General features: G+C 65.8%; 16 protein-coding genes. 12 read left to right on the top strand and 4 right to left on the bottom strand.

Annotated elements, in window-relative coordinates:
• The first annotated feature begins 127 nt into the window (after positions 1 to 127).
• Positions 128 to 538 (top strand): nuclear transport factor 2 family protein, encoded by a 411-nt coding sequence (locus tag IE191_RS12750; RefSeq protein WP_191324748.1) that lies wholly within the window; start codon positions 128 to 130, stop codon positions 536 to 538.
• Between the two features lie 25 nt (positions 539 to 563).
• Positions 564 to 2,033, top strand: a complete 1,470-nt coding sequence (locus IE191_RS12745; protein WP_191324819.1) for an aldehyde dehydrogenase — start codon at positions 564 to 566, stop codon at positions 2,031 to 2,033.
• Between the two features lie 3 nt (positions 2,034 to 2,036).
• On the opposite strand, the gene IE191_RS12740 is transcribed toward IE191_RS12745, so the two are convergent.
• From IE191_RS12740 to IE191_RS12730, 3 genes are all read right to left on the bottom strand, one after another.
• Positions 2,037 to 2,561: a GxxExxY protein gene (locus tag IE191_RS12740; protein WP_308432905.1), complete on the bottom strand. Its 525-nt coding sequence runs from the start codon at positions 2,559 to 2,561 to the stop codon at positions 2,037 to 2,039.
• A gap of 197 nt (positions 2,562 to 2,758) precedes the next feature.
• Entirely contained in the window at positions 2,759 to 3,499 is a 741-nt protein-coding gene (locus IE191_RS12735) for an SDR family oxidoreductase (protein WP_191324747.1), read from the bottom strand.
• A 14-nt stretch (positions 3,500 to 3,513) separates the two neighbouring features.
• Entirely contained in the window at positions 3,514 to 3,903 is a 390-nt protein-coding gene (locus IE191_RS12730) for a nuclear transport factor 2 family protein (RefSeq protein ID WP_191324746.1), read from the bottom strand.
• 98 nt (positions 3,904 to 4,001) lie between these two features.
• Between IE191_RS12730 and IE191_RS12725 the strand changes: the two genes are divergently transcribed.
• From IE191_RS12725 to IE191_RS12710, 4 genes are all read left to right on the top strand, one after another.
• Positions 4,002 to 4,859, top strand: a complete 858-nt coding sequence (locus IE191_RS12725) for a DUF8021 domain-containing protein (RefSeq protein ID WP_191324745.1) — start codon at positions 4,002 to 4,004, stop codon at positions 4,857 to 4,859.
• A gap of 86 nt (positions 4,860 to 4,945) precedes the next feature.
• Entirely contained in the window at positions 4,946 to 7,315 is a 2,370-nt protein-coding gene (locus IE191_RS12720) for a PQQ-dependent dehydrogenase, methanol/ethanol family (RefSeq protein WP_229815331.1), read from the top strand.
• Positions 7,316 to 7,329: 14 nt separating this feature from the next.
• Positions 7,330 to 7,827: a DUF3237 domain-containing protein gene (locus IE191_RS12715; RefSeq protein WP_191324743.1), complete on the top strand. Its 498-nt coding sequence runs from the start codon at positions 7,330 to 7,332 to the stop codon at positions 7,825 to 7,827.
• A 148-nt stretch (positions 7,828 to 7,975) separates the two neighbouring features.
• Positions 7,976 to 8,737 carry a hypothetical protein gene (locus IE191_RS12710; RefSeq protein ID WP_191324742.1) on the top strand — a complete coding sequence of 254 codons (762 nt, stop codon included), beginning with the start codon at positions 7,976 to 7,978 and terminating at the stop codon, positions 8,735 to 8,737.
• A gap of 24 nt (positions 8,738 to 8,761) precedes the next feature.
• Here IE191_RS12710 and IE191_RS12705 read toward each other — a convergent pair whose 3' ends face one another.
• Complete coding sequence (locus IE191_RS12705) at positions 8,762 to 9,364, bottom strand: hypothetical protein (protein ID WP_191324741.1); 603 nt, start codon at positions 9,362 to 9,364, stop codon at positions 8,762 to 8,764.
• A 164-nt stretch (positions 9,365 to 9,528) separates the two neighbouring features.
• Here IE191_RS12705 and IE191_RS12700 point away from each other — a divergent pair, with 164 nt between their 5' ends.
• The 6 genes from IE191_RS12700 to IE191_RS12675 all read left to right on the top strand — a co-directional run bounded on the left by IE191_RS12700 (position 9,529) and on the right by IE191_RS12675 (position 17,548).
• A complete protein-coding gene (locus IE191_RS12700; protein ID WP_229815330.1) occupies positions 9,529 to 11,163 on the top strand; it encodes an FAD-binding oxidoreductase in 1,635 nt (544 codons plus the stop codon).
• Complete coding sequence (locus tag IE191_RS12695; RefSeq protein ID WP_191324740.1) at positions 11,160 to 11,564, top strand: c-type cytochrome; 405 nt, start codon at positions 11,160 to 11,162, stop codon at positions 11,562 to 11,564. The genes IE191_RS12700 and IE191_RS12695 overlap by 4 nt, the downstream gene beginning before the upstream one ends.
• On the top strand, positions 11,564 to 11,947 hold the full coding sequence (locus IE191_RS12690; RefSeq protein WP_191324739.1) for a hypothetical protein: 384 nt from the start codon (positions 11,564 to 11,566) through the stop codon (positions 11,945 to 11,947). Before IE191_RS12695 ends, IE191_RS12690 begins: the two co-directional genes overlap by 1 nt.
• Positions 11,948 to 12,190: 243 nt before the next feature.
• Positions 12,191 to 13,756, top strand: a complete 1,566-nt coding sequence (locus tag IE191_RS12685; RefSeq protein ID WP_191324738.1) for an AMP-binding protein — start codon at positions 12,191 to 12,193, stop codon at positions 13,754 to 13,756.
• Positions 13,757 to 13,813: 57 nt separating this feature from the next.
• On the top strand, positions 13,814 to 15,973 hold the full coding sequence (locus IE191_RS12680; protein ID WP_191324737.1) for a PQQ-dependent dehydrogenase, methanol/ethanol family: 2,160 nt from the start codon (positions 13,814 to 13,816) through the stop codon (positions 15,971 to 15,973).
• 60 nt (positions 15,974 to 16,033) lie between these two features.
• Positions 16,034 to 17,548, top strand: a complete 1,515-nt coding sequence (locus IE191_RS12675; RefSeq protein ID WP_229815329.1) for an aldehyde dehydrogenase family protein — start codon at positions 16,034 to 16,036, stop codon at positions 17,546 to 17,548.
• Positions 17,549 to 17,648: the final 100 nt, after the last annotated feature.

Genomic DNA, 17,648 nt, shown 5'->3' with positions numbered 1-17,648 from the left:
GAAAGGGGCAGCCTTGACGGGCTGCCCCTTTTCGTATTCCGAAACCCGGTTTGCCGCTTGCTATAACCGTATCATTTGTTAGCGTTGTGGAAAGGCCGAATCCGGCCGGGTAGAGGGGAGGCAAGTGATGCTCGATCGCGCCGGCTACGAGCGCTACCTGGCCGCGTTCAATGCCAGGGACTATGACGCGGTGGCCGATTTCTATGTCGATCCGCCGCGCATGGAATTCTTCGGCATCGTCATCACCAGCCGGGAAGAGCTCAAGGCATTCTATGCCTGGCTGCATTCCTGCGTGAAGGAAAGCGTGTCCATCCATAACTTTGCCGCCAGCGAGACGGCCACGGCGGTGGACGCCATCGTCCGCATCGAGGCCTTGCGCGACCTGACGCGCGCCGACCTTGATGCGAAGGGCGCCACAGGCTTTTTCCCGATCCGCGCCGGGGACGTGCAGGAAATCCGCCAGTTCATTTTCTACACCACGCGCCGCGGCCGCATCGAAAAGGTCGAATGTGCTTTGCCGCCGCCGCTGCCTGCCTGATCGATCGCAAGAGGATATGCCGATGCTGCTTCCCCAGGGCGTTCATGTCGCCCACCCCGAACACCTCTTCATCGGCGGCCGATGGGTACCCGCGCACAGCGGCCGCCTGATCGCCGTGACGTCTCCCGATACCGAGCAGGTGGTGGCGCAGGTGGCCGAGGCTGACGAGGCAGACATGGACGCGGCCGTGGCCGCTGCGCGGGCCGCGTTCGACCATGGCCCCTGGCCCACCACGCCCCCTGCCGAGCGGATCGCCGCGTTCCGGGCGATGATCGCGCACTTGCGCCCGCGCGCCGATGAACTGGCGCGGGCCTGGACGGCGCAGATCGGCGGCCTGGCCAGCTTTGCCGGGCCGATGCACCAGGGCGCGCTGATGGCGCTTGATGGCATTGCCGGCTTTGCGGAAGGCTTTCGCTTCGTGGAGCAGCGCCCTAGCCATGCGGCGGCCGCCGCGCTGATCGTGCAGGAGCCGGTGGGCGTGGTGGCGGCGATCGCGCCGTGGAATGGCCCATTCGGGATCATGGCCAACAAGGTGGCCTATGCCTTGCTGACCGGCTGCTGCGTGGTCATGAAGCCATCGCCGGAAACCCCGCTGGAAGCCTATCTGATTGCCGAAGCGGCCGAAGCGGCAGGCCTGCCGCCGGGCGTGGTCAATCTGGTGCCGGGCCATCGCGAAGCGGCCGACCACCTGGTCAACAATCCCGGCGTGGACAAGGTGAGTTTCACCGGATCGACCGTGGCGGGCAAGCGCATCGGCCAGGTCTGCGCTGGCCGGGTGGCGCGCTGCACGCTGGAACTGGGCGGCAAGTCTGCGGCCATCGTGCGCGACGATTTTGCCATCGACCATGCCGCCAGGCTGCTGACCGGCACGATCACGATGATGAGCGGCCAGGTCTGCGCCATGCTCAGCCGGGTGATCGTGCCGCGCGCCCGGCACGATGAGCTGGCCGAGGCGATCGCCAGCGAAATGCGCGCTGTGGTGATCGGCCATAGCGACGATCCCACCGCGCAGCTTGGCCCGGTGGCGATGCAGCGGCAGTTGCAACGCATCGAAGGCTATATCGCGCAAGGGCGCGCCAGCGCCGACCTGGTGACCGGCGGCAACCGCCCCAGCCATCTCGATCGCGGCTATTTCATCGAGCCGACGCTGTTTGCCAATGTGAACAACGCCGATGCCATCGCGCAGGAGGAAATCTTCGGCCCGGTGCTGAGCCTGATCCCGGTGGAGGACGAGGAGGAGGCCATCGCGGTGGCCAATGCCAGCGCCTATGGCCTCAACGGTTCGGTGCTGACCGACGATCCGCAAGCGGCCTGGCGCATCGGCCGCCGCATCCGCACCGGCGGCTTTGGCCAGAACGGGCTGCGCATGGATTTCGGCCTGCCGTTCGGCGGCTTCAAGCAATCGGGCGTGGGCCGCGAAGGCGGGCCGGAAGGCCTGATGCCCTATGTGGAAACCAAGACCATGCTGCTGGATGGGATGCCGGAGGGGATGTGATGCTCACTCGGCGGCTTGGCGGCTCTGCGGCCGCAAGCCATAGTAGTCGTTGGCGATGCGGCGTACGCCCTCCCGGAATGTGGCTCCGCCAAAATTCAGCAGCAGCCCCAAGGGCATGGACAGCAGGCGCAGGTAGGTCAGCACTTGCTTGCCATGCACTGGGGCGCATCGTTCCAGTGACTTGATTTCAACCAGCAGGGCGTTGTTCACAATCAGGTCGGCCCGAAAACCTTCGTTCAGCACCATGCCGTGCCAGACGATAGGTATGGCTTTCTGGCGCTCCACCTGCATGCCGCGCTGCTCCAGCATATGGCACAAGATCGCCTCATAGACTGATTCCAACAGTCCCGGCCCCAAATCCACGTGCAGCTTGTATCCGCAGTCGATGACGGTTGTTACAAGCGCTTCCAGGTCTGCCGAGGCGTTGCTGCCATACATCACGGCATAATGTGCCGCAGGCACAATTCGGACAAGCCATAATGCCGCCAGTTTGGCAGTGCGTCGCTGCACGTCTGAAAGGAACGCCAAACCCGGCGCAGCCGGAGTAGAACCTTCATTTTCCTTCTTCTTCGTGGCTTTGTGTCTTTGTGTGAAATTAAAATAGACAATTTTTCACACAAAGACACAAAGACACAAAGACACAAAGCCACGAAGGAAAGAAGAAAGGATTATTCGCTTCGGCTGCGCCGATTTTTCACAATTCGCGTAAGGGTGATCGGCCGGCTTCACCCCAATTCCAGGCACCCGCCATCCACATAGAGATCGACGCCGTTGATGAAGCTGGCCTCCTTGCTCGCCAGGAACAGGGCGGCGCTGGCGACTTCTTCGGCGGTGCCCATGCGGCCCATGGGAACGACGGCGGAGAGCATGTCACGCATGGCGGCGATGTCGTGCGCGCTGGCGTCGCGCTTGAAGATGTCAGTGTCGGTCGGGCCGGGGCTGATCAGGTTGACGCGGATGCGGCGGGGCAGCAGTTCCTTGGCCACGATCCGGGCCATGGCGCGCAGGCCGGCCTTGGCCGCGGCATAGGCGACATTGCCGGGCACGGCCGCCAGCGATCCGATCGATCCGGTGATCACGATCGCGCCGCCATCGCGCAGCAGCGGCAGGGCGTGCTGGATGGCAAAGAACGCCCCGCGCAGGTTGACCGTGTGGATCTCGTCCCAGAACGTCTCGGTCACCTCGGGAACCATGGCAAAGCCGCCGACGCCGGCGTTGACGAACAGCACGTCGATTCCGCCCAGTGCCTCCGCGATCTCGGCCAGGGCGGCGTGGGTTTGCGCCACGTCGCCCATGTCGGCACGCACCGCAAGGGCGCTGCATTCCTTCGCGGCCGCGTGCAGGGTCTGTGGATTGCGCCCGGTGAGCGCGAGGCGCGCGCCCTCGGCCGCGAACTGGCGCGCGGCGGCAAGGCCGATGCCGGCGTTGCCGCCTAGGATGACAACGCATTGGTCGGTAAAGCGCATGGCGTACCTATCCCTCAAAACATCGGCAGTGGGTTGACCGGGGCGCTCGGCACGTCCTGGATCACGTCCCAGTGCTCCACGATCATGTCGCCCTCGCAGCGGAAGATATCGACCACGGCAAGGCCGGGATCGCCCGGCCAGCGCTGCACATGGGTGTGCACCACCACGTGATCGCCATCGACGAAGCTGCGGTGGATGGTCTGCCGCGCATCGGGCGATTCGGTTCTCACCCGGTCAAGAAAGGCCTTGAGCGCGGGCACGCCCGGCTCTGCCAGCGAGCTGTGCTGGACGTAGTGCGGGGCGATGTAGCGATCCACTGCGCCGCTATCCATGGCGATCAGTACATCGTGATACATGGCCAGCACGCGGGCCAGCAGAGCCTCTTCCTGCGCGGTTCGCGCCATCGCAACTCTCCCCTTTTATTCTAACAATTGATAGGATATGCCAGCCCCATAACCGCGTCAAAGGCTTGTTTGCCGAAAGCCGCGAAAAGGGAGAGACGATGGACCGCGAGGCCCTTTATGCCGCACTCGATGCCTTTCTGGCCGCGCTGGACCGGGGCGACAGCGCCAGCGTGAACTGGGCACGTGACGCGCGGTTTTCGGAAAACAACGTGATGCTGGCCACCGACGATGGCGTGTGGGGCACAGTGCAGGGGCTGGGCGCCTATCAGTTGCGCTTTGCCGACACGCGCACCGGCCAGGTCGGCTATTTCGGCACCCTGATCGAGGCGATCGAGGAATCGGCGCTGACTGTGCGGCTGGCGCTGAACGAGGCGGGAGAAGTGCAGGAGGCCGAGCTGTTGATCGTGCGGCAGTCCGACAGCGGCATCAAGTTCGAGAACCCGCGCTATTGGGACAAGCCGATCCTGCATCGCGCGCCCGAAAGCCCGGTCGATCGCGCCGAGATGGTGCGGCTCTCGAATGGCTATTTCGATACCCTGCAACGCAACGACGGCACGATCCACACCCGCTTCCACCCCGATTGCCAGCGGGTGGAAAACGGCGTGCAGACCACGCGCAATCCTGAATTCGCCAAGATCGTGCCGGTTTCGGCGCTGGGCTGCGAAGAGCAGTTCCGCATGGGCAACTACCGCTATGACGACGCGCTGCGCGCCCGCCGCTTTCCGCTGGTGGACGAGGAGCGCGGGCTGGTGCTGGCCTTTGGCTTCATCGACCATTCCGGCCGGATCGACGAATACCAGCTAACCGACGGCCGCACGGTGAAAAGCCCCGTGCGCCGCCCGCACAGCTTCTATATCTCCGAACTGTTCAAGATCGACCATGGCATGATCGAGCAGATCGAGGCGAATTTCATCACCGTGCCCTATCGCATGCCTTCCCCATGGGATGCGCTGTGATGGGCGGGGTTCGCGAATGGCTGCGCGGGGCTTCGACAGGCTCAGCCCGAACGGGGTTTTGGTTCTTGAAGCCGTTCGCGCGGCGCTTGACCGATGGGGGCTTCGACAAGCTCAGCCCGAACGGGGAAGGGCAGGATTCGCCAAGCTCTCCCCTCCTCTTCAGAGGAGGGGCCGGGGGTGGTGGAGATCTGACGCCAGGCATCCACCACCCCCCGGCCCCCTCCTCTGAAGAGGAGGGGGAGAAAGGCCCGTCCTCCGTTCGTCCTGAGCCTGGCGAAGGGCGGTGGCGCAATCTTGTCGTCCTGGCCACCGCCAGCCTGACGCTCGCTGCGGCCGCGCCGCTCACCCAGGGTGCGGGGGCGGAGTGGATCGAGCCGGGCGGGGACACGGGCAAGACGCACTGGTCCACGCTGACCGGCATCAACGCGGCCAACGTGGCGCGGTTGGGCCTGGCGTGGGAGGCGGACCTGGGCACCGCGCGGGGGCAGGAAGCCAGCCCGGTGATGGTTGGCGGCGTGCTCTATGTCGCGGGCAATGCCGGGCGCGCCTATGCCTATGACGCCGCCAGCGGCCGCGAACTGTGGCGGTTTGAGCCCGAGGTCGACATGCAGCGCAATCGCACCGCCTGTTGCGACATGGTCAACCGCGGGCTGGCCGTGGCGAACGGCCGCGTGTTCATCGCCGCACTCGACGGCTGGATGTATGCGCTCGACGCCAGGACCGGCACCGTGGTGTGGAAGACCGATTTCATCGAGGACCGCAAGCGCGGCGACAATTCCACCGGCGCGCCCGAAGTGGCGGGTGATGTGGTGGTGATCGGCATGGGCGGCGCGGAATACGATGTGCGCGGCTATGTCACGGCGATGGACATCAGGACCGGGGCGATCCGCTGGCGCTGGCACGTGGTGCCCCGTGATCCGGCGCTCGGGCCCCAGGAAACCCCGGAACTGGAAGCCGCGCTCAAGACCTGGGATCCCAAGAGCCGCTGGGACGTGGGTGGCGGCGGGGCGCCGTGGGACGCGATCAACTATGATCCCGAAACCGGCTATGTGCTGGTCGGCACCGGCAATGGCGGGCCTTATGCGCGATCGAAGCGCTCGCCTGCGGGCGGGGACAATCTCTATCTCGGCTCGCTCGTGGCGCTCGATCCCAGGACCGGGCGGATGGCCTGGCATTACCAGGAAACGCCCGAGGACAACTGGGATTTCACCTCGACCCAGCCGATGATCCTGACGCACATGGTGGTGGACGGGCAGGACCGGGGCGTGATCCTCCATGCGCCGAAGAACGGCTTTCTCTATGTGCTCGATCGCAAGACCGGGCAGGTGCTGCGTGCCAATGCCATTGCGCGGGTCAACTGGGCCAAGGGCTTTGAACCGGGCACGATGAAGCCGATCCTGAACCGGGAAGCGGCCGACTATACCGATGGTCCCAAGATCGTGTTTCCCTCCACCGTGGGCGCGCGCAATTGGTTCCCGGCGGCCTATAGCCCGCAGACCGGGCTCTATTACGGATCGGTGGCCGATATCGGCAACCTGATCTTCATGACGCCCGGCGCCAAGCCCTATCGCGCCCGCGCGCTCAACAACGATGCCGCGCTGATCTTCACACCCGATGTGGCCGCCGCCGTGGAAACCCTGCCGCCGCCGATGGCCCAGGCGGTGAAGGCGCTGCCGGCGTTTGCCGAAGCGAAAGCCAATCCGGGCAAGAGCCAGTTGCGCGCGATCGATCCGCTGACCGGCCAGACGGTGTGGGCGGTGGACAGCGAAGGCTGGCAGGATCGCGGCGGAGTGCTGGCCACGGCATCGGGCCTGATCGTGCAGGGCACGCTGTCGGGCAAGCTGGTGGTGCGCGATGCCCGCAATGGCAAGGTGTTGAAATCCATCGAGACCGGTAGCCCGATCATGGCTGCGCCGATCACCTATACCGTGCGCGGCGTGCAATATATCGCGGTGCAGGCGGGCTGGGGTGGGGGCGGCTGGGCGTTCACCCCGCGCTATTCGGCGGCTTATGCGCGTGGCAACCAGAACCGCTTGCTCGTCTTCCGCCTCGATGGCCGCCGCGTGCCGCTGCCGCCGCTCTTGCCGCCGCTGGAAGTGGCGCCGCCGCCGCCCGCGCAAGCCGCGGGCGTCACGGCCGAGACGATCGCGCGCGGGCAGGGGCTGTTCTTTGCCAATTGCGCGATCTGCCATGCCAATATCCATCGCTCGATGGCGCCGGACTTGCGACGGATGCAGCCCGGCACCCACGAGGCGTTCAGGCAGATCGTGCTGGAAGGTGCGCTGCTGCCCGCCGGCATGCCACGCTGGGACGACGTGCTGAGCGTGGGCGATGCCGATGCGATCCATGCCTACCTGATCGACCTGCAAGGCAAGACCCGCGTCGATGAACTGGCCAAGCAGAAGGCGGGCAAGCCGCTCGACGGGCCGAGCCTGACCATCCTTTCCAACTATTGATCGCAAGGTTCCCGATGGACTTTTCCACGCTCGACAACCCCCGCCTGGAATTCGCCTTTGCCTGCACGCTGAAGTTCACCCGCGTGCAGATGATCCCCGATCTGCCCAGCGGTGGCATGCGCAGCGCGGTCTACGTGGACGAAGGCGTGTTCGAGGGGCCGCGCCTGAAAGGCCGGGCGGTGCCCAATTCGGGTGGCGACTATGCGTTCTTCCGCCCCGATGACACCGCCGTGTTCGATGCACGCTATGTGCTGGAAGTGGACGACGGCACGCTGATCTACATGCAGAACAAGGGCTTCCTGTGGGGGCGGGAGCCGGGCACGATGGATGCCTTGCGCGCCTGGGCCTTTGCCGGCGGCGCCCCGGTGCCCCACGCCGAATACTACCTGCGCGCGCAGCCAACGTTCGAGACCAGCAAGGGACCACACGACTGGCTGACGCGGCATGTGTTCATCGGCGTGGGCGAGCGGCGGCCGGACGGCAACCACGTGAAGTATTACGCGCTGACCTGAACGGCGGCCGGGCGCGGGGAATATTGGCATTTTGTAATTATCGCGGCCGTGGCCGATTTGCTATCGGCGGCGCTCCTTTGAGGGCGCGTGTGGCATGTCGGGGCGTGTGGGTAGGCAGACTGTGGTTGTGGCGGCGCTGGCGGGAGCCATGGCCTTGGTCACGCCGTGCCGTGCCGCGCCGGAGGAAATCCAGGTCTACATGGACGAAATGGACCAGCCCGGCCATTTCGGGCTCGACACCCATATCAACGACGTGACCGCCGGCACGCCGACCGACGATTATCCGGGGCAGCAGCAGGCACTGCACCGTCTGCGCATCACGCCGGAATTCTCTTATGGCATTACCTCGGATCTGGAAGCGGGGCTCTATCTGCCGCTGGCCACGCTCGACGGGCAGGGGCGGCTCGATCCCGGCGGGGTCAAGACCCGGCTGAAATTCATCGCGCCGCGCCGGCCGGGGCAAAACTGGTGGTGGGGCGCCAATTTCGAGATCGGCCACGTCAACCACAAGCTCGACATCAACCCGTGGAATGCCGAGCTCAAAGGCATCGTTGGAACCCGGCTGGGCAAGTGGACCCTGGCCGAAAACGCCAATGTCGATTTCGTCGTGTCCGGCCCGGCCGCCCATTCGCCCGAAGTCGAGTTCGACACGCGGGTGGCCTATGCCATGACCCGGAAAGTGTCGCTGGGCATCGAAAGCTATAACGGCACCGGCACCTTCGCCCATTTCGGCGCCGTACGCGACAGCGACCAGGCGATCTATGCCGTGGCAGACCTCGACCTGGGCCACTGGGCGCTCAACCTGGGCGTGGGCCATGGCTATGGCACGAATGCCGACCGCACGATCGTCAAGGCGATCGTCAGCCTGCCGCTGGAGCGGATCATGGGGCGGCGCAACGCTGTCGACTAGGTCAGTTTCGCGCGCCGGCCTCGATCAGTTCGGCGCGCGGTCGTAGAGGGTGTCTCCGTTGGCCTTGGCCAGCATCTGGCGCAGCGAGAGTTTCTCGTCGGGATAGTGGATTTCGGCCACTTTCCAGCCTTCCAGATCGCGCTTGAGGACGATCAGCAGATGCGCGATGCCGGCGCCGTTGGCATCGTGTCGGGCCACGGTCACGCGCACCACGGCCTGTTTGGCATCGGCATGGCGCAGGACGATGGCCGGTTGCAGATCGCGCGGGTTGCTGCACAGGCACAGCGGGTCGGCGGTCAAGGTCGTGCCGTCGCCCTGGGTCGTGTCGGCAAGCAGGCCGGCCAGCTCGTCGGTGAGATAGCGGTTGCGCAGATCGCCCACGGTGGACACCGCGGCGTTGAGCCCGTCGTCGGCATACATCGCCTTGACGAAGGCCACCGGATCGCTGGGCGTATCGTCGCCGAAAGAGCCGGCGCGGGCGGAGGATTCGGCAAACGGGTTGGCCACGGGCGGCCCGGGATCGGCATCGGGCGTGCCGGCCGGAACGGGCGGGGCCGGGTCGCAGGCGGTGGTGAGGGCCACAAGCACCAGGGCCGTTGCCAGGTGCATCCTTCGGTCGATCGTCATGCCAGGTTCTTGCTCGCCCATTGCGCGGGTTGATGGAAGTCCTGGTCCCCGGCCGAGAGCGATAGCGCATGTTGCGCCGCAGCGCGACAGGAAATGCAGATCGCACCTTGACGCGCGCTGCCCGGAGCGTCACAATAATAACAATTGTTAGAAAATGAGTCCGCATGCAGGACCGCATTGGGAGAGATTCGCCGGTGAAACTGCACCTGCCGCCCCGCGTCAGCCCCCAGGGCTTTGCCGCCGCGCTCAAGGCCTATGCCGGCGTGGTGGGCAAGGACTGGGTCATGGCCAGCGAAAGCGACCGTGACGCCTATTCCGATATCTATGCCCCCGGCGATGCCGCGCAATGGGCCGCCTCTGCCGCCGTGGCGCCGGCCAATGTGGAGGAGGTGCGCGCGTGTCTGCGCCTGGCCAACGAGCACAAGACGCCGCTGTGGCCGGTCGCGCGGGGCAAGAACCTGGGCTATGGTACGGCCGCGCCGCGCATGGCCGGCTCGATCGTGCTCGATCTGGGCCGGATGAACAAGATCATCGACATCGATCCCAAGCTGGCGACCTGCGTGGTCGAGCCGGGGGTGGGGTTCTTTGACCTGCATGACGCGATCCTGCGCGGCAACCATCCCTTGTGGATGAGCGTGCCCGGCAATGGCTGGGGCTCGGTGATCGGCAACGCGCTCGATCACGGCATCGGCTACACGCCCTATGGCCTGCATGCGCGCAACCTGTGCGGGCTGGAAGTGGTGCTGCCCGATGGCGATCTGCTGCGCACCGGCATGGGCGCGATGAGCAACAATCCGGCCTGGCACCATTTCCCGTTCAGCTACGGCCCCACGTTCGACCTGGCGTTCACCCAATCGAACCTGGGCGTGGTGACCAAGGCGGGCCTGTGGCTGCAACCCGCGCCCGAAGCCTCGCTGGAGCTGATCTTCGACATTCCCGAAGAGGGCGATATCGGCTGGGTGGTCGATACCATCGCGCCGATGAAGATTTCCGGGCTGATCGAACAGAATGTGTTCATCCCGAGCTGGCTGGGCAAGATGGTGCTGAAAGGCCAGCGCCACGATTTCTGGGACAAGCCCGGTGCCATTCCCGAATGGCGCGTGGCCGAACTGCTCAAGCAGTACAAGCTGGGCTACTGGCAGGTGGCGCTGCGTCTCTATGGCGAGGAACCTGTGATCAAGGCCAAGGCCGAGATCGTGAAGGCGGCGATGAAGCGCCACCTGGCCGCGCCGCCGCAGGAGAACTGGTGGCGCCAGGGCGATGCGATCGGGCAGTACGAGATCACCATGGGCGTGCCCTCGGCCGTGCCCTTGCAGATGTCGGACTGGATCGGCGGGCGCGGGGCGCACATGGGCTTTTCCCCCGTGGTGCCGGCCAGCAGCGAGCATGTGCTGGGGCAGCTCAAACGCAGTCGCAAGATCATTGCCGACCATGACGTGGATTTCTACGCCAGCTTCACCATCGGCGGGCGCTTTGCCAACAACATCAACATGCTGATGTACGATCGCGACGATGCGCCGATGGTCGAGAACATGAAGGCGCTGTTCAACGCGCTGATCACGCAGACGGCCAAGGCCGGCTATGGCGAATATCGCACGCACCTGGGCTGGATGGACCCGGTGATGGACACCTTCGATTTCAACAACCACGCGCTGCGCCGCTTCGACGAGAAAGTGAAAAGCGCACTCGATCCCAACGGCATCATCGCGCCGGGCAAACAGGGCGTGTGGCCGGCCGCCTATGCGGCGCAGCGCCATTCCGCACCCCAGGATGGCGCCGGCAAGGGAGGCAAGGCATGATCCGCACCGTTCTGTTTGCTGCCGCCGCTATGCTGGGCGCCGCGATCGCGCTGGCGCAGGCCGGTGGACCCCATGGCCCACCGCCGCCCTATCCGTTGCGCCCGGCCTATCCCGCTGGTGACCGCCATGCCCCGGGCGGCGATGGCAAAGTGCTGTTCGAGGCGCACTGCGGCTATTGCCACCTGGCCGGCGGCATGGGCAGCAACCTGATCACCAAGCAGCAGGTGATGATGGGCCATGCGCCCGACCAGGGCCTGCTGGCCAACCGCAGCGACCTGACCGCCGATTACGTCAAGGCCGTGGTGCGCAACGGCAAGGGCGCCATGCCGATCCAGACGCGGGTGGACATCACCGATGCCGAGCTGGATGCAGTGGCCAGGTATCTGGGGAAGGCGGGCTGATGCGCGGCGCCGTGGATCGCCGCACGCTGTTGCGCAGCGGCACTTTGGCCGTGGCGAGCGTGGCCATGCCGGCATCGGCCCATGCCGCCGCGTTGCCCGCGCTGGTGGTGTTCGACAGCCGCGTGGCCGAAAGCCGGGCCTTTGCCGCTGCCTTTCCACTGGCCGCGCGGCACGACGTGGCGCTGGGGCCGCTGGCCCTGGCGCGCCGCCTGGCTACCGTGGGCCAGGGCCGCGTGGAAGGGCTGACCGGGTGGAGCGACTGGGTCATGCTGCGCAGCGCGGCGCGCGGGCGGGGCCTGCGCGCCACGGCGGAGCAGGCGGCGGAGGCGCCGCTTTCGGGCCGGCGTCACCTGTTCCGCTGGAGCATGGCCGTGCCGGCGTGACGTGGCGCGGCGGATTGCCAATGCCGCTGGGCAAAATGCCTTTTCGGGCAGCAAATGTGAAACGCAGGCACAAGGCAGCTTGACCGCCACCAATCCGCAATTAGTATGCAACACTAACAAATACCGGGGTAACCGGAATCGGGAGAGCCTTTGCCCCAGGTCGCCTGTCCGCGCCTGGTTTTGCCGGTGGCGCGGCGCGGCGCTCTCCTTGTGGTTCCGGTCGGATGCGGATGAGGAGAAGCCATGCGTGCCATTGATTACTTCGACCGTGGCCATGATCGCGATCCCGCGCGGCTGGCGATTGTCGATACGCAAAGCGGCCTGCAACTGACTTTTGCCCAGACCAAGGCGCTGAGCGAACGGATCGCCGCCGCGCTGCAACGCCATGGGTTCGAGAACCAGGACCTGCTCGGTCTTTATGGCCCCAACGATGGCATGCTGCTGGTGGTGCTGCTGGCGATGTGGCGCGCCAACGGCAAGTGGATCCCGGTCAACACCCGCAACGCGATCGATGCCAACGCCGCCTATATCAACTATGTGCGGTGCAAGTGGCTGGTCTATCATTCCAGCAAGGCCGACGAGGTGGCGCAGTTGAAAGCGCTGTGCCCGGTCTTGCAGCATTTCGTCTGCCTCGACCGGCGCATGGGCGATGATCCGTCGCTCGACGAATTCATCGCCGGGGTGGCGGCGGCCGATTTCGTCGAGCCGGAAATCGACGCCTTCGGCAACCTGTTCGACATGGTCGGGATTTTCCCCACCGGTGGCACCACCGGCCCGTCCAAGGGTGCCAATGTGACCAACCTGGGCTGGGGCACGATGATCGAGACGGCGGCCGACGCCATGGGCGGGCGTACCGACGATCCCGTGGCGCTGGTTTCCGCGCCGATCACCCATGCCGCCGGGCCGATCGCGCTGTCCACGCTCAGCCTGGGCGCAACGCAGGTTATCCTGCCCGGCTTCGATGCCGAAGCGGTGCTGGCGGCGATCGAGCAGCACAAGGTCACCCACATGTACCTGCCGCCCACGGCGCTGTACCAGTTGATGGCCTCGCCCCGGATCGGCGCGCACGATTATTCCAGCCTGAAGATCTTCATCCTGGTCGGCTCGCCCTGCTCGCCCGAAAAGCTGCGCCAGGCGGTGGAAATCTTCGGCCCCTGCATGTGCCAGGCCTATGGCCAGGTGGAATGCCCGATGATCGTCGCCTGGTTCCCGCCCGAGGATGTCGCCCGCTTAGCCCGTGAGGCGCCGGAAAAGCTCGCCGCCTGTGGCAAGCCGACGCGCTCGATCAAGGTGGCGCTGCTCGACGACGATGGCCGGCAGGTGCCGCTGGGCGAAGCAGGCGAAATCTGCGCGCGCGGCGCGCTCGTCACCCACAGCTATTTTGAAAAACCCGAGGAAACCGCCGAGATCCGCAAGCATGGCTGGCACCATACCGGCGACGTGGGCAAGCTCGACGCGGAGGGCTACCTCTACATCGTCGACCGCAAGAAGGACATGGTCGTCTCGGGCGGGTTCAACGTGTTCACCGCCGAAGTGGAAGCGGCGGTGACCGAACTGCCCCAGGTGCGCGAGGCCTGCGTGTTCGGCATCCCGCACGAAAAGTGGGGCGAGCAGGTGCACGCCGTTGTCGTGGCCCAAGGCGTGAGCGAGGCCGAGATCATCAGCTTTGCCAAGGCGCGCCTGGGCGGGGTGAAGGCGCCCAAGTCGGTGGAATTTGTCGACGCCATTCCCCGCACGGCGGCCGGCAAGATGGACAAGAAGGCCCTGCGCACGAAGTACTGGGGCAATGCCCAGCGCATGGTGAACTGAGCACAATAAACGGACCTGAAAAATCAGGCGCAAGAACGATGTTGCATGGAGAGAGTGATGCGGAACGGGTTCGTGGCTGGGTTGGGCCTCGCATCGCTGGCGGCGCTGGCGCTGGCAGGGTGTGGCAAGGCGGTGGGTGATACGCCGGCGGGGGCGGCGACAAGCGGGGTGACCGATGCCCTGATTGCCGCGGCTCCGCAGGATGAATGGCTCAGCTATGGCCGCGACTATGGTGAGCAGCGCTTCTCTCCGCTCGACGCGATCAACGCCGGCAATGTCGCGCAACTGGGCCTCGCCTGGTCGGTCGATTTCGACACTGCGCGCGGGCAGGAAGCCACGCCGCTGATGCACGATGGCGTGCTCTACACCACCACCGCCTGGTCGATGGTCAAGGCCTATGACGCGCGCACCGGCAAGGTGATCTGGGAATACGATCCCAAGGTGCCGCGCGAGCAACTGGTTTCGGCCTGCTGCGACGCGGTCAATCGCGGCGCGGCGCTCTATGGCGACAAGATCTATGTCGGCACGCTCGACGGGCGGTTGATCGCGCTCGACCAGAAGACCGGCAAAGTGGTGTTCGACAAAGTCGTGGTGCCCGATCGCCAGAACTATGCGATCACCGGGGCGCCGCGCGTGGTCAAGGGGCGCATCGTGATCGGCGCGGGCGGCGGAGAATACCGCGCGCGCGGCTATATCGCGGCCTATGATGCGCAGACCGGCACGCCCGTGTGGACATTCCACACCGTGCCCGGCAATCCCAAGGATGGATTTGAAAACAAGGCGATGGAGGCGGCGGCCAAGACCTGGACCGGGGATTGGTGGACGCTGGGCGGCGGCGGCACGGTGTGGGACGGGATCACCTATGATCCCAAGACCAACCTGATCCTCTTCGGCACCGGCAATGCCGAGCCGTGGAACCCGGCGCCCGCAGGGCGCAGCGGGGATTCGCTCTACACCTCCTCGATCGTGGCGGTGAACGCGGATACCGGCGCCTATGCCTGGCATTACCAGGAAACCCCCGAAGACCGCTGGGACTTCGATTCCGACGCGCAGATCACGCTGGCCGACGTGACCATCGACGGCAAGCCGCGCCACGTGGCGCTGCACGCGCCCAAGAACGGCCATGTCTATGTGCTCGATGCCCAGACCGGCCAGTTCCTCTCGGCCACGCCGTTCGTGCCGGTGAACTGGACCACCGGCATTGACCCCAAGACCGGGCGGCCGACGATCAACCCCGAAGCCCGCTATGAAAAGACCGGCAAGCCGTTCATCGGCCTGCCCGGCGCGGGCGGGGCGCATTCGTGGCAGCCGCAAAGCTTCAGCCCCAAGACCAACCTGCTCTATATTCCCGCCAATGTCGCGGGCTTCCCCTATTTCGCGGCGAAGGACTGGAAGCCGAGCGGCATGGGTTTCCAGACCGCGATTGATGGCTATGCCACGGCCATGCCGGCCGATCCCAAAGTGCAGGCCGGGGCGCTGGCCGGCACGACCGGCGCGCTGATCGCGTGGGACGTGGCCAATCGCAAGGTCGCCTGGCGGGTGGACCAGGTTTCGCCATGGAACGGGGGCATTCTCTCGACGGCGGGCAACCTGGTGTTCCAGGGCAATGCCCAGGGCCAGTTCGTCGCCTATAGCGCCGACAAGGGCCAGAAGCTGTGGTCGTTCCCGGCGCAGAGCGGGATCGTGGCCGCGCCGATGACGTATGCCATCGGCGGCGAGCAATATGTGGCCGTGATGGTCGGCTGGGGCGGGGTGTGGGACGTGGCCACCGGCATCCTGGCGCACAAGGGCGGTGCCTCGCGCAACATCAGCCGACTGCTGGTGTTCAAGCTGGGCGCCAAGGGGCAATTGCCGTCCCCACCGCCCAGCAATGCCGGGCCGCTCGATCCGCCGCCGCTGACCGGCACGCCGCAGCAGGTGGCCCACGGCGGGCAGCTCTATGGCCGCTATTGCAACGTCTGCCACGGCGATGCGGCAGTGGCTGGCGGCGTCAACCCGGATCTGCGGCACTCGGGCGCGATCGGATCGGCCGAAGGGATCAAGATGGTCGTGCTCGACGGCGCGCTGCACGAAGCGGGCATGGTCTCGTTCAAGAGCGTGCTGAGCGCCGACGATGCCGAGGCCATCCGCCAATACCTGATTTCCCGCGCCAACGAGGACAAGGCGTTGGAAGCGAAAACCGGCCAGCGCATCGGCAAGGGCACGGCGCGCAACTGATGCGCGCTTGGCCCAGTAAAATTGTTATGATACATTACATATAGCGGAGAGGACTCGGCCATGAACGAAACGACCACGATTTCGCGCCAGCAGCGGGCCTATTCGGCGCAGGCGGCGGCCTTCCTGGCGCGCAAGCCGCAACTGTTCATCAACAACGAATGGGTGGACAGCAGCCATGATGCCGTGATCGCGGTGGAGGATCCCTCCAACGGCAAGACCGTGGGCCATGTGGTCGATGCCTCTGACAAGGACGTGGACCGCGCGGTGGCCGCCGCGCGCGCGGCGTTCGACGATGGCCGCTGGTCTGGCCTGCCGCCGATGGTGCGCGATCGCACGATGAACCGCCTGGCCGACCTGCTCGAAGCCAATGCCGCGCTGTTTGCCGAACTGGAAGCGATCGACAACGGCAAGCCGATGACCATGGCCGGCGCGGTGGATATCCCCGGCGCGATCAGCCAGTTGCGCTTCATGGCCGGCTGGGCCAGCAAGATTTCGGGCGAGACCACGCAGCCCTACACCATGCCCGGCGGCCAAGTGTTCAGCTATACCGTGCGTGAGCCGGTCGGCGTCTGCGCGCAGATCGTGCCGTGGAATTTCCCGCTGCTGATGGCCTCGCTCAAGATCGCGCCGGCGCTGGCGGCGGGCTGCACGCTGGTCTTGAAGCCGGCCGAGCAGACTTCGTTGACCGCGCTCAAGCTGGCCGACCTGGTGGTGGAAGCGGGCTTCCCGGCCGGCGTGATCAACGTGATCACCGGCAATGGCCACACTGCCGGCGATCGCATGGTCAAGCACCCCGACGTGGACAAGGTGGCGTTCACCGGATCGACCGAGATCGGCAAGCTGATCAACCGCAACGCCACGGCGAGCCTCAAGCGGGTGACGCTGGAACTGGGCGGCAAGAGCCCGGTGGTGGTCATGCCCGATGTGGACGTGGCGCAGGCCGCGCCGGGCGCGGCGGGCGCGATCTTCTTCAATTCGGGCCAGGTCTGCGTGGCCGGCTCGCGCCTCTTCGCGCACAAGTCGGTGTTCGACCAGGTGCTGGAAGGCATGGCCGCCACGGCCCCGTTCTGGAGCCCGCGCCCCAGCCTCGATCCGGAAGCGCACATGGGGCCGCTCGTCAGCAAGGAACAGCACGAGCGCGTGCTGGGCTATATCGAGGCGGGCAAGCGCGATGGCGCCAGCGTGGTGATGGGCGGCGACGTGCCGGCCAGCGACGGTGGCTATTACGTCAACCCGACGATCCTGGCCGATGTGAACCCGCAGATGAGCGTGGTGCGCGAGGAAATCTTCGGCCCGGTGGTGGTGGCGCAGCGCTTCGAGGACCTGGATGAAGTGGCGCGCATGGCCAACGACACCTGCTTTGGCCTGGGCGCGGGCATCTGGACCAGGGATGTGGCGGTGATGCACAAGCTGGCTGCACGCATCAAGTCCGGCACCGTCTGGGGCAATTGCCACGCCATGATCGATACCGCGCTGCCGTTTGGCGGCTACAAGGAATCGGGCCTCGGCCGCGAGCAGGGCCGCCAGGGCGTGGAAGCCTATCTCGAAACCAAGACCGTGATTATCCAGCTTTGATTTGAAACAGCCCCTCACCCCAACCCTCTCCCCTGAAGGGGAGAGGGAGCGGGAATGCCCTCTCCCCTTCAGGGGAGAGGGTTGGGAGAGGGGGACAAGG

Origin of the sequence: Novosphingobium pokkalii (assembly GCF_014652855.1) — a bacterium.
GTDB classification, from domain to species: Bacteria; Pseudomonadota; Alphaproteobacteria; order Sphingomonadales; family Sphingomonadaceae; genus Novosphingobium; species Novosphingobium pokkalii.
Note: the sequence above shows the minus strand (reverse complement) of the source record. Positions and strands in the feature narration are given on the sequence as shown.

Coding starts and splice junctions, on each gene's coding strand:
- IE191_RS12685 (WP_191324738.1), top strand. CDS start 12,191: ATGCGTGCCATTGATTACTTCGACCGTGGCCATGATCGCGATCCCGCG.
- IE191_RS12675 (WP_229815329.1), top strand. CDS start 16,034: ATGAACGAAACGACCACGATTTCGCGCCAGCAGCGGGCCTATTCGGCG.
- IE191_RS12710 (WP_191324742.1), top strand. CDS start 7,976: ATGGCCTTGGTCACGCCGTGCCGTGCCGCGCCGGAGGAAATCCAGGTC.
- IE191_RS12700 (WP_229815330.1), top strand. CDS start 9,529: ATGCAGGACCGCATTGGGAGAGATTCGCCGGTGAAACTGCACCTGCCG.
- IE191_RS12735 (WP_191324747.1), bottom strand. CDS start 3,499: ATGCGCTTTACCGACCAATGCGTTGTCATCCTAGGCGGCAACGCCGGC.
- IE191_RS12680 (WP_191324737.1), top strand. CDS start 13,814: ATGCGGAACGGGTTCGTGGCTGGGTTGGGCCTCGCATCGCTGGCGGCG.
- IE191_RS12730 (WP_191324746.1), bottom strand. CDS start 3,903: ATGGCGCGAACCGCGCAGGAAGAGGCTCTGCTGGCCCGCGTGCTGGCC.
- IE191_RS12715 (WP_191324743.1), top strand. CDS start 7,330: ATGGACTTTTCCACGCTCGACAACCCCCGCCTGGAATTCGCCTTTGCC.
- IE191_RS12690 (WP_191324739.1), top strand. CDS start 11,564: ATGCGCGGCGCCGTGGATCGCCGCACGCTGTTGCGCAGCGGCACTTTG.
- IE191_RS12705 (WP_191324741.1), bottom strand. CDS start 9,364: ATGACGATCGACCGAAGGATGCACCTGGCAACGGCCCTGGTGCTTGTG.
- IE191_RS12725 (WP_191324745.1), top strand. CDS start 4,002: ATGGACCGCGAGGCCCTTTATGCCGCACTCGATGCCTTTCTGGCCGCG.
- IE191_RS12695 (WP_191324740.1), top strand. CDS start 11,160: ATGATCCGCACCGTTCTGTTTGCTGCCGCCGCTATGCTGGGCGCCGCG.
- IE191_RS12750 (WP_191324748.1), top strand. CDS start 128: ATGCTCGATCGCGCCGGCTACGAGCGCTACCTGGCCGCGTTCAATGCC.